The 10079-nt window shown below is 71.9% G+C and carries 10 protein-coding genes; 7 read left to right on the forward strand and 3 right to left on the reverse strand.

What is annotated here, in order from left to right:
* Nucleotides 1-215 precede the first annotated feature (215 nt).
* The 3 genes from ACSW7Y_RS13395 to idi all read right to left on the reverse strand — a co-directional run bounded on the left by ACSW7Y_RS13395 (nucleotide 216) and on the right by idi (nucleotide 3404).
* Nucleotides 216-1235 (reverse strand): LacI family DNA-binding transcriptional regulator, encoded by a 1020-nt coding sequence (locus tag ACSW7Y_RS13395; protein WP_058724187.1) that lies wholly within the window; start codon nucleotides 1233-1235, stop codon nucleotides 216-218.
* Nucleotides 1236-1459: 224 nt separating this feature from the next.
* Entirely contained in the window at nucleotides 1460-2509 is a 1050-nt protein-coding gene (locus tag ACSW7Y_RS13400; protein ID WP_438126749.1) for a magnesium and cobalt transport protein CorA, read from the reverse strand.
* Nucleotides 2510-2861: 352 nt separating this feature from the next.
* Nucleotides 2862-3404 (reverse strand): isopentenyl-diphosphate Delta-isomerase, encoded by a 543-nt coding sequence (gene idi / locus ACSW7Y_RS13405; RefSeq protein WP_438126750.1) that lies wholly within the window; start codon nucleotides 3402-3404, stop codon nucleotides 2862-2864.
* Between the two features lie 21 nt (nucleotides 3405-3425).
* Between idi and ACSW7Y_RS13410 the strand changes: the two genes are divergently transcribed.
* From ACSW7Y_RS13410 to ACSW7Y_RS13440, 7 genes are all read left to right on the forward strand, one after another.
* Complete coding sequence (locus ACSW7Y_RS13410; RefSeq protein ID WP_438126751.1) at nucleotides 3426-4484, forward strand: polyprenyl synthetase family protein; 1059 nt, start codon at nucleotides 3426-3428, stop codon at nucleotides 4482-4484.
* Entirely contained in the window at nucleotides 4481-5401 is a 921-nt protein-coding gene (locus ACSW7Y_RS13415) for a phytoene/squalene synthase family protein (RefSeq protein ID WP_438126752.1), read from the forward strand. The genes ACSW7Y_RS13410 and ACSW7Y_RS13415 overlap by 4 nt, the downstream gene beginning before the upstream one ends.
* Nucleotides 5398-7026, forward strand: coding sequence for a phytoene desaturase family protein (gene crtI / locus ACSW7Y_RS13420; protein WP_438126753.1), 1629 nt, complete (start codon nucleotides 5398-5400; stop codon nucleotides 7024-7026). The genes ACSW7Y_RS13415 and crtI overlap by 4 nt, the downstream gene beginning before the upstream one ends.
* A complete protein-coding gene (locus tag ACSW7Y_RS13425) occupies nucleotides 7026-7358 on the forward strand; it encodes a lycopene cyclase domain-containing protein (protein WP_290132940.1) in 333 nt (110 codons plus the stop codon). The genes crtI and ACSW7Y_RS13425 overlap by 1 nt, the downstream gene beginning before the upstream one ends.
* The gene (locus tag ACSW7Y_RS13430) at nucleotides 7355-7834 is read left to right on the forward strand and encodes a lycopene cyclase domain-containing protein (protein WP_438126754.1); all 480 of its coding nucleotides are present in this window, start codon (nucleotides 7355-7357) and stop codon (nucleotides 7832-7834) included. Before ACSW7Y_RS13425 ends, ACSW7Y_RS13430 begins: the two co-directional genes overlap by 4 nt.
* Nucleotides 7831-8748 (forward strand): prenyltransferase, encoded by a 918-nt coding sequence (locus ACSW7Y_RS13435; protein ID WP_438126755.1) that lies wholly within the window; start codon nucleotides 7831-7833, stop codon nucleotides 8746-8748. The genes ACSW7Y_RS13430 and ACSW7Y_RS13435 overlap by 4 nt, the downstream gene beginning before the upstream one ends.
* A gap of 245 nt (nucleotides 8749-8993) precedes the next feature.
* Entirely contained in the window at nucleotides 8994-10037 is a 1044-nt protein-coding gene (locus ACSW7Y_RS13440; RefSeq protein WP_438126756.1) for a Gfo/Idh/MocA family protein, read from the forward strand.
* Nucleotides 10038-10079 lie beyond the last annotated feature (42 nt).

Here is a 10079-nt window from a genome sequence, read left to right on the forward strand (position 1 = left end):
GGTCGGGCCCGTCACGCGCCTCCAGGCCGGTCTCTGGTCACGGTCGTCGCGTCGGGCAGCAGGCCGGAGCAGGTGCCGGTGCTCGCCGGTGCTCGCCGGTGCCCACCCGTGGCCGCCGGTGCTCGCCGGGTCGCGCCCCTGCGCGGACATCGCGCCCCCTCGTGGCGGGGTGCGATGTCCGTTCAGGGGCGCATCGGCCCGCGGCGTGAGGCGCGTCAGCGCGAGCGCGGCGCGCTCGTGGAGCCGCGCACCACGAGCTGGGGGACGATGTCGATGGGCCGCAGCTGCTCGTCGTCCCGGGGGAGCAGGAGGTCGACGCAGCGCCGGCCGAGCTCGGCGAAGTCGACCTGGACAGTGGTGAGCGGCGGCCAGAAGTGCTTCGCCTCCGGGATGTCGTCGTAGCCGACCACCGATAGGTCGCCGGGGACGTCCAGGCCGTAGGACCGAGCCGCGTGCACGAGCCCGAGCGCCATCTGGTCGTTCGAGCAGAACACGGCCGTGCAGTCCCGCCACCGCAGGAGCTCGCGCCCGGCGTGGTAGCCGAAGTCGGCCGTCCAGTCCCCGAGGATCGGCGCCACGACGGGCATGTCGCGGTCGGACATCTCGCGGAGGAAGCCCTGCATCCGGGCATCGGCCTCGATCCAGTCCTGCGGCCCGGCGATGTGGCGGACGTACTCGTGGCCGAGGTCGAGCAGGTGCGCCGTGGCGAGCCGGGCGCCCTCCATCTGGTCCACCCAGAGCGCGGTCGGGTCCTCGCCGACGCTGGCGCGCATGGTGACGTACGGCGTCCGGATGCCGAGCTCCTCGATGAGGTCGAACACCTTCTGCTGCGGGGCGATCACCACGATCCCCTCGACGTCGAGGTCCAGCAGCCGCTGGATGCTCTCGCGGACCGCCTCGTCCGTCGTCTCCGTGAGGGTGGACGTCGTGACGTTGTACCCGCGGGCCACCGCGGCGTCCTCGATCGCCTGCAGTGCGACCGCCGGGCCGTAGTGCGCCCGTCGAGCGGTGAGGACGCCGATCGTGTGCGTCCGGCTCGTCACCAGTGCCCGTGCTGCGCGGTTCGGGCGGTACTGCAGCTGCTCCATGGCAGCGAGGACCCGGTCGCGGGTCTCGGCCCTGATGGCGTCCGAGTTGTTGAGGACCCGGGAGACCGTCTGGTGGGAGACCCCGGCGACCCGTGCGACGTCGCGGATGCTGGGCGCACGCGACTGCTGTGCTCGCGTCGACGCCATTGCTGCTCATTCCTGCCCGGTGTCGTGGCACGTCGATGTGCACGTTCACATTCCGGGCCTGATCATTATGCACGCCTCGCTGCTCCACGCCACCCGGGTCCGACGGCGGACCCGGGTGGGCCGTCGGCTGACGCAGGCCGACCACGCGCGGGGGCGCGGGGCCGTCCCGCGTCCCCGGGCGTCCGGGCCGCGTCGGTGGCGTCAGAGTCGCCGGCCCGGTGGCATCAGAGCCAGTTGCGCTTGCGGAAGATCGCCCAGAGGACGCCCATGAGGACGAGCATCGCGACGATCGCGACCGGGTAGCCGAAGCGCCAGTGGAGCTCGGGCATGTCGTCGAAGTTCATGCCGTAGATGCCGGCGATGAGTCCGGGCGCGAAGAGGATCGCCGCCCACGACGAGATCCGCTTCACCTCCTCGCCCTGCCGGTGCGCCGCCCGCGCGAGCTGCCGGCTCTCCTCACCCTGGGCCAGGCTGGCGCTCGTCATCCGGCGCATGGCCTCGTTCTGCTCCTGGGAGACGAGCGTCGCGTGCAGGGTGAGGGCGTTCTCGAGCAGGGCACGGAAGGAGTCGACCCGCTCGGTGACCCGCAGGGCGTGGTCGAGGACGTTGCGCAGGCGGTGCTGGACCTCCTCGTCGACGCCGTACTTGTCGGCACCACGAAGCAGGCCCTTCACCATCGCCGGCACCGGGGTGGTCGCGCGCTGGAACCCGAGGACCTCGCTGAGCAGCTGGTAGATGCGCTTCGAGACACCCGGGTCGACCTGGCCCGCGAAGAGCTGGTCCTCGATGGCGTCGATCTCCTCCTGCAGGATCTCCACGATGGGCGCGTACCCGTCGACCACCTCGTCGAGCACGGCCGCGGTGACGGCCTCGGAGCCGCGGGCGAGGAAGTCCGGGTCGGCCTCGCACCGGGCGCGCAGCGCCGCGAGGTCCGGTCGCTCGGCGTGCCGGACGCTCACCACGAAGCGGGCACCGACGAAGAGGTGGACCTCACCGAAGCGGACCTCCTCGGCGGTGCGGTCGTACCAGGCCGGCCGGAGGACGAGGAAGAGCGTGTCCCCGTACCGTTCGAGCTTCGCGCGCTGGTGTCCCTTGCGGGCGTCCTCCACCGCGTTCTCGTGCAGGTCGAACTCGGTGGCGACGGCTGCGAGCTCGGACGGTTCGGGGCGGAGCAGCCCGATCCACGCGAGGTCGCCCTGCATGGCGCGCGACGGGGTCGACGGCGAGTCGACGCGGTGTCCTGCGACGTAGACGGCGTTGTCGATCAGTGCCATGGCGTGCTCCTTGCGGTGTCGGGAGCAGGCAGGCGCGAACCGCCCGAGGGCGGCGCGGGATCAGGAACGGGGCGCGTGGATCCGTTCGGGCAGGATCCGTCGGCCCGATCGAGGATGGTCACCCGACATCGCGCCTCACCTGCCCTTCTGGTCGTCCGTGGGCTGCCTCGTGCAGCCGACGTCCGAGCCTACGCTCGCCCCACGTGGACGTCGACCCGGCCGGCCACCGTGGAGCCGAGTGTGAGTGCCTTCACATGTCCCAGACGTCGCGGTTCGACGAGGCGACGGCGACCGCTCCCGCCCCCGGCGCCGCCACCACGTCCGCATGGTGGTAGGAGAACGTACTGGTCGGCTACGGCGTGATGCGGAGCCCGGCCTGTTCGGTCTCGGCGAGCTGCCACCCGAGCCAGGGGCTCCACGCGAAGGGCGCACCGGACACCGAGGCCCGCAGCTCGTCCTCCGACACCCAGGCGTACTCGGCGACCTCGTCCTCCGCGGGCGCCGGCACGTCGTCGGTCACGGCGCGGAACACCGGGCAGACCTCGTTCTCGACGATCCCCGAGGCGTCGACCGCGCGGTACCGGAAGTCCGGCAGGACGGACTCGACGTCGCGGACGGTGATGCCCAGCTCCCGCGAAGCCCGTCGGGCGATGGCGTCCTCGAACGTCTCGTCGGGCCCGGGGTGGCCGCAGAAGGTGTTCGTCCACACCCCCGGCCACGTCTTCTTCGACAGCGCACGGCGGGTCACGAGGACCTGCCCGGCGGTGTTCCGCACGTGGCACGAGAAGGCCAGGTGGAGGGGCGTGTGGTCGGTGTGCACCGTGAACTTGTCCGCCGTGCCGACCGGGGTACGGTCATCGGCCAGCAGCACCACGGATTCAGGGAAAGTCGTCATCTGCACCGATAGGTTAGGCCAATGAGCGAGGAAGCGACCACCGTGGCGCAGAACGACCTCGCGCTCGTCGACGACTGCCTCGAGCGCTTCTTCGCCGTGTCGAGCGCGCGCGCCGAGCGGTACGGCGGTCCGAACCCGGAACTCTGGCGGGTGCTCCGCAAGGCGAGCATGGGCGGCAAGCGCTTCCGGCCGCGCATGGTCCTCACCGCCTACACGGCGCTCGGGGGCACCGACACCGCGGCGGCCGTGCAGGTCGGCGCCGCCTACGAACTCCTGCACACCGCGCTCGTCGTGCACGACGACGTCATCGACCGCGACTGGTCCCGCCGTGGGCAGCCGAACGTCGCCGGGTCCTTCCGCGACACCGGCACCACGGGCGGCCTCCCGCTGCCGACCGCCGAGCACCGTGGCACGAGCGCCGCGGTCATCGCCGGGGACCTCGCGCTCGCCGCGGCACCCCGCTTCATCGAGGCGTCCGGCGTCACGGGGGAGCGTCGCTCCCGGCTGCTCGACATCTTCGACGAGGCCGTGTTCGCGAGCGCCGCGGGCGAGATGGCCGACGTCGACCTGGCCCTCGGGCCGATGCCGACGGTCGACGACGTCCTGGCGATGGAGCGCGCGAAGACGAGCGTGTACTCGTTCGAGGCGCCGCTGCAGTCCGGCGCCGTGCTCGCGGGGGCTCCGGAACCGATCGTCGCCGCGCTCGGGGCGTTCGGCCGTGAGATCGGCATCGCGTACCAGATCGTCGACGACCTGCTCGGGGTCTTCGGTGCCGAGGCCGAGACCGGCAAGACCGTCCTCGGCGACCTGCGCGAGGGCAAGCGCACCGTGCTCATCGCCCACGCCGCGGCGACGGACTGCTGGCCCGATCTGTCGCAGCACCTCGGCGACCCGGACCTCACCGAGGAGCGAGCCGCCGAGCTCCGTGCCACGCTGGTGTCCTGCGGCGCCAAATCCGCAGCCGAAGAGCGCGTCGCCGAGCACACGGCCCTGGCCCGCGCCGAACTCGCAGGTCTGCCCTACGACCTCGCCGACCGACTGGAGTCCATCGTGTCCGAACTCGTGGAGCGCGCCCGGTGACCACCGAGCACCACCTGCAACGCGAACGCCCCGCCCGACTCCCGCTCTACGACGCGACCGCCGAGGCCGCCTCCGGGGTCGTCATCGACCGGTACTCGACGTCGTTCGGCCTCGCCTCACGTCTGCTGAAGCGGGACGCCCGCGAGCACATCCGCAACGTGTACGCGCTCGTCCGGGTCGCCGACGAGGTCGTGGACGGCCCCGCGACGGAGGCCGGTCTCGACCGCGAGTTGGCCCGCACGGTGCTCGACGAGCTCGAGCGCGACACGGAGCGCGCGGTGGAGCTCGGCTTCTCGACGAACCCGGTCGTGCACGCCTTCGCCCGCTCGGCCCGCGTGACCGGCTTCGGTCCGGAGCTCACCCGGCCGTTCTTCGCGTCGATGCGCATGGACCTCGACCGCACCGTGCACGACGACGACTCCTTCCGCGAGTACGTCTACGGCTCCGCCGAGGTCGTCGGTCTGATGTGCCTCCGCGCGTTCGTGTACCGCGCCGGCCGCCCGACGTTCGACGACTCCGTGCTCGTCGAGGGTGCCCGGGCGCTCGGTGCCGCGTTCCAGAAGGTCAACTTCCTCCGCGACCTGCACGCCGACTTCGAGGTCCTCGGCCGCTCGTACTTCCCCGGCGTCGACATCCGCACCTTCGACGAGGCCACCAAGGTGCGGCTCGTCGCCGACGTCCAGGCAGACCTCGACCGGGCCGCGATGACCATCCCGCTGCTGCCCAAGGACGCCCGCCACGCGGTCGGCCTCGCCCACGCGCTGTTCCAGGAGCTCAACACGCGCATCGCGCGGACGCCCGCAGCGCAGCTGGTGGCGACGCGCGTGCGCGTCCCCAACCCCGTCAAGGCACGGCTCGCCGCGCAGGTCCTGTCCGGTCGTGGGCCGGCCACGCGACGGCCTGGAGGCACGGCATGACCCCGCCCCGCGCCTCCCGTCCGACCGGCTCCGTGTCCGCCACCCGGCGCAAGGTGCCCGCCCGGCGCGCCGTCGTGATCGGCGGCGGCATCAGCGGGCTCGCGTCCGCAGCGCTGCTCGCGCGCGACGGCTACGCCGTCACGCTGCTCGAGCAGCGCAGCCAGCTCGGCGGTCGAGCCGGCTCGTGGGAGCGCGACGGCTTCACGTTCGACACCGGCCCGTCCTGGTACCTCATGCCCGAGGTGTTCGACCACTTCTTCCAACTGCTCGGCACCACCGCGGCCGAGCAGCTCGACCTCGTCACGCTCGACCCCGGCTACCGCGTGTACTCCGAGGGACACGACGAGCCGCTCGACCTGCGCGCCGACAAGGAAGCCAACATCGCGCTCTTCGAGTCGGTCGAGCCCGGCGCCGGTGCACGCATCCGGAAGTACCTGGACTCCGCCGAGGAGACCTACGCGATGGCGGTGCGGCGGTTCCTCTACACGACCTTCGCGGACCTCCGGAAGCTCGCTGCCCCGGACGTCCTGCGCCGGCTCCCGAAGCTCCTCCGCCTGCTCACCGAGCCCCTCGCGAAGTACGCGGAGACCGCCGTGCGCGACCGACGGCTCTGGCAGGTGCTCGGTTACCCGGCGGTGTTCCTCGGCACCAGCCCGTACAAGGCGCCGAGCATGTACCACCTGATGAGCCACCTCGACCTCGCCGACGGCGTGCAGTACCCGAAGGGCGGCATCCACGAGATCATCGGCGCGATCGGCCGGCTCGCCCGGGCCGAGGGCGCCCAGGTGATCGCGGGCGCGAAGGTCGAGCGGATCCTCGTCGAGGACGGTCACGTCACGGGCGTCGTGCACCGCGACCGCGACGGTGGACAGCACGTCGCCCCTGCCGACCTCGTGGTGAGTGCGGCGGACCTCCGGCACACCGAGCTGCAACTGCTCGACCCCGAGCACCGCTCGTACCCGGCGAAGCACTGGCAGAAGCGTGACCCGGGGCCGTCCGCGGTGCTCGTGTACCTCGGTGTCGACGGGCCGGTGCCGGGCCTCCTGCACCACACGCTCGTGTTCACCGCCGACTGGCAGGCGAACTTCGGCGCGATCTTCGGGAAGGACCGGCACGTCCCGGACCCGGCGTCGATCTACGTCTGCGCCCCGAGCGAGACCGACACGACCGTCGCGCCGCCCGGGTCGAGCAACCTCTTCGTCCTCGTGCCGCTGCCCGCGGACCTGTCGATCGGCAAGGGCGGCATCGACGGGGCCGGTGACTTCGAGGTCGAACGGATCGCGGACCGCGCGATCGACGTCATCGCCGAGCGCGCCGGCGTGCCCGACCTCCGCGACCGCATCCGGGTCCGCCGGACGATCGGCCCGCAGGACTTCGCCGACGACTACAACGCCTGGAGCGGCTCGATGCTCGGGCCCGCGCACACCCTGGCGCAGAGTGCGTTCTTCCGCGAGCCGAACCGGTCGAAGGAGGTCGACGGGCTCTACTACGTCGGTGCCTCGACAACTCCGGGCATCGGGTTGCCGATGTGCCTGATCAGTGCCGAGGTGCTGCTCAAGCGTCTCCACGGCGACACCAGCACCGAGCCGCTCCCGACCCCGCTCGTGCGGGACGCGGCGGTCTGATGCCGGGGCTGTACCTCGCCGGGCTGGTCGTGTCGCTCGTCGGCATGACCGTGCTCGACGCCCGCTTCCGGCTGTTCTTCTGGCGGGCACCGTGGCGGGCGGCGGCGGTCATGGCGATCGGCATGGTGTTCTTCCTCGTGTGGGACGTCGCCGGGGTCGCTGCGGGCATCTTCTTCATCGGGCCGCAGCGGGTCCTGACCGGACTCGTCGTGGCCCCCGAGGTCCCGGTCGAGGAGATCTTCTTCCTCCTGCTGCTCTGCTACACGACGATGAACGCCTTCGGGGCGGTCACGCCGCTCGTGGCGAAGGCACTGGATCGGCGGCGCACGTGAACTCCCACGCCGCCTACGCGCTGCTCGCGGTGCCGTTCCTCGCGGTGGCGGTCGTCGTGGCGGTCACGGCCGGTGTCGTCGCGGCTCGCCGTGCCCGGGCAGCCGGACGCCGGTCGGGGCACGGCCGCCGGACCGCCCTCGTGAGCGGGCTCGTCACGGCGGGGGTGCTCCTCGTGATGACGATCGTGTTCGACAACGTGATCGTGACGCTGCGCGTGGTGGCGTACGACCCGTCGCTCATCAGCGGTGCGAAGATCGGTGCGATCCCGGTCGAGGACCTCGCGTACTCGGTCGGCGCGGTCCTGCTGCTGCCGGCACTCTGGGTGCTGCTCGATCGTCCGTCCCGGGCCGACCCTTCGGCCCGACCCTCGAGCACCGCGACGCCCGCCCGGCCGTCGAGTGACGCGCCGCCGGCGCGACCGTCCCGCATCGCGCCGCCGGCGCGACCGTCCGCAGAAGGCGAGCCGACCCCATGACCGCGACCCGTGCCTCCCGGCCGTCGATCCTGCGTGCGCTCTTCACGTCCTCGCGGCCGATCAGCTGGGTGAACACCGCCTACCCGTTCGGTGCCGCGTACCTGCTCGGCACGGACGTCTTCGGCTCGGTGCTCGGTGTCGTGACCTTCGTCGTCGGGGTGGTGTACTTCCTCGTGCCGTACAACCTCGCGATGTACGGGATCAACGACGTCTTCGACTACGAGTCCGACCTGCGGAACCCGCGCAAGGGCGGTGTCGAGGGCGCCCTGCTCGACAAGAGCGTGCACCGGACCACGCTGTGGGCGGTCGTCATCACCAACGTGCCCTTCCTCGTCGCGCTCGTCGTGCTCGGCGGCCTGAGCGGGAACGGTCCGTGGTCGTGGCTCGTGCTCGCGATCAGCGTGTTCGCCGTGATCGCCTACTCGGCGCCGGGGCTGCGGTTCAAGGAGAAGCCGTTCCTCGACTCCCTGACCTCGTCGACGCACTTCGTGTCGCCGGCCGTGTACGGGCTCGCGCTCGCCGGACCGCACTGGACGGGGCAGCTCGTCGCCGTGTGCGTCGCGTTCTTCCTGTGGGGCGTCGCGTCGCACGCGTTCGGTGCGGTGCAGGACGTGCTCGCCGACCGTGCAGGTGGCATCGGTTCGGTGGCGACCGTGATCGGCGCCCGGGCCACCGTCCGGCTGGCGTTCGTGGCGTACGTCGTCGCGGGCGTCGTCCTGCTGTTCTCGGCGTTCCCGGGGCCGATCGCCGCGGTCGTCGTCGTGCCGTACGCGCTCAACGTGCTGCCGTGGTGGAACGTCACCGACGCCGGGGCCGAGGCGGCGAACGCGGGTTGGAAGCGGTTCCTGTGGATCAACTACCTCGCCGGGTTCCTCGTGACGATGGCGCTCATCGCGTACGCATTCGTCCGCTGACGCGGGCGTGGCGGGCGCGCGGGGTCTGACCTCGCGGACCTCGTGAGGTTCCAAAATGGTGGCATCTCGACGACTGGCACGCCCGTCCGCGGAACCTCGCGGTCATGGGCACGGCGAGTCGTGGAACCTCGGAGCCAGGCCCCACATCGATCGGTCCGCGCGTCGCTCGCTGTCGGCAACGCCTGACAGACTGGAGGGACGTGCGCCGTCGAGGCCGCACGGGTCGAACACGAAGGAGTGCACGCATGCCGGTCCGCATCATCCACGTCGGTCTCGGAGGGTGGGGCGGCAACTGGGCCCGCACCGCCATCCCCGAGGTGTCGGAGGTCGAGGTCGTCGGCATCGTCGACCCGGTACCCGCGACGCTGGACGCCGTGCGGACGGACCTCGGCCTGCCGGCCTCCGCCGCGTTCGCGTCCCTCACCGAGGCACTCGCCGGTGTCGAAGCCGACGCGGTCGTCATCACCGCCCCGGCCGTCACGCACGTCCCGCTCGCGCTCGAGGCCCTGGACGCCGGCAAGCACGTCCTCGTCGAGAAGCCCTTCGCCAACACCGCGGAAGAGGCCGCGACCGCCGTCCGTCGCGCCGAGGAACTCGGGCTCGTGCTGCAGGTCAGCCAGAACTACCGCTGGTACCCGGCGCCGAGGGTCGTCACCGAGCTGCTCGAGGCGGACGCGGTCGGCGAGGTCGCCACGATCGACGTCGACTTCCGCCAGTGGGACAACGACCTGGCGTTCGAGGAGCACCCGCACTACCGCTTCCCGCACGCGATGATCAACGACATGGCGATCCACCACTTCGACCTGATGCGGATGGTCACCGGCCGCGAGCCCGTGCGGGTCTACGCCCGGGCGTCGTCGCCGTCGTTCAGCAAGTACCAGGACGAGGCGATCGCGTCGATGCTGATCGAGCTCGAGGGCGGGCTGGTCGTCAGCTACCGCGGGAGCTGGCTCTCGCGGGCACCCCGGACGGCCTGGGCGGGGGAGTGGAGCATCCAGGGGTCGGACGGCGAACTGTGGTTCACGAGCCGTGCGGGTGAGCCGAACGCCGTCGAGGGCGACCGCGTCACGCTCCGCCGCACGCAGGACGACGACGCCGAGGCGGTGGAGCTCCCGACGATGGAGCACACCGACCGGCAGGGTGGGCTGCAGGCGTTCGCGCGGTCGGTCACGGTCGGATCGGCACCGGAGACGAGCGGTCGCGACAACCTCCGCAGCCTCGCGGTGATGGAGGCGGCGCAGCGGTCGGCCGAGTCCGGCGTCCCCGAGGACGTCGTCGTCCCGGAGTAGGCCGCACCGGCCGCACCGGCCGCACCGGCCGCACCGGCGGCG

Source organism: Curtobacterium flaccumfaciens (genome assembly GCF_051548005.1).
Taxonomy (GTDB): Bacteria; Actinomycetota; Actinomycetes; order Actinomycetales; family Microbacteriaceae; genus Curtobacterium.

Bases quoted from the DNA above. Each gene is read 5' to 3' on its own strand.
- ACSW7Y_RS13395 (WP_058724187.1), bottom strand. From the start codon at position 1,235: ATGGCGTCGACGCGAGCACAGCAGTCGCGTGCGCCCAGCATCCGCGAC.
- ACSW7Y_RS13400 (WP_438126749.1), bottom strand. From the start codon at position 2,509: ATGGCACTGATCGACAACGCCGTCTACGTCGCAGGACACCGCGTCGAC.
- idi (WP_438126750.1), bottom strand. From the start codon at position 3,404: ATGACGACTTTCCCTGAATCCGTGGTGCTGCTGGCCGATGACCGTACC.
- ACSW7Y_RS13410 (WP_438126751.1), top strand. From the start codon at position 3,426: ATGAGCGAGGAAGCGACCACCGTGGCGCAGAACGACCTCGCGCTCGTC.
- crtI (WP_438126753.1), top strand. From the start codon at position 5,398: ATGACCCCGCCCCGCGCCTCCCGTCCGACCGGCTCCGTGTCCGCCACC.
- ACSW7Y_RS13425 (WP_290132940.1), top strand. From the start codon at position 7,026: ATGCCGGGGCTGTACCTCGCCGGGCTGGTCGTGTCGCTCGTCGGCATG.
- ACSW7Y_RS13435 (WP_438126755.1), top strand. From the start codon at position 7,831: ATGACCGCGACCCGTGCCTCCCGGCCGTCGATCCTGCGTGCGCTCTTC.
- ACSW7Y_RS13440 (WP_438126756.1), top strand. From the start codon at position 8,994: ATGCCGGTCCGCATCATCCACGTCGGTCTCGGAGGGTGGGGCGGCAAC.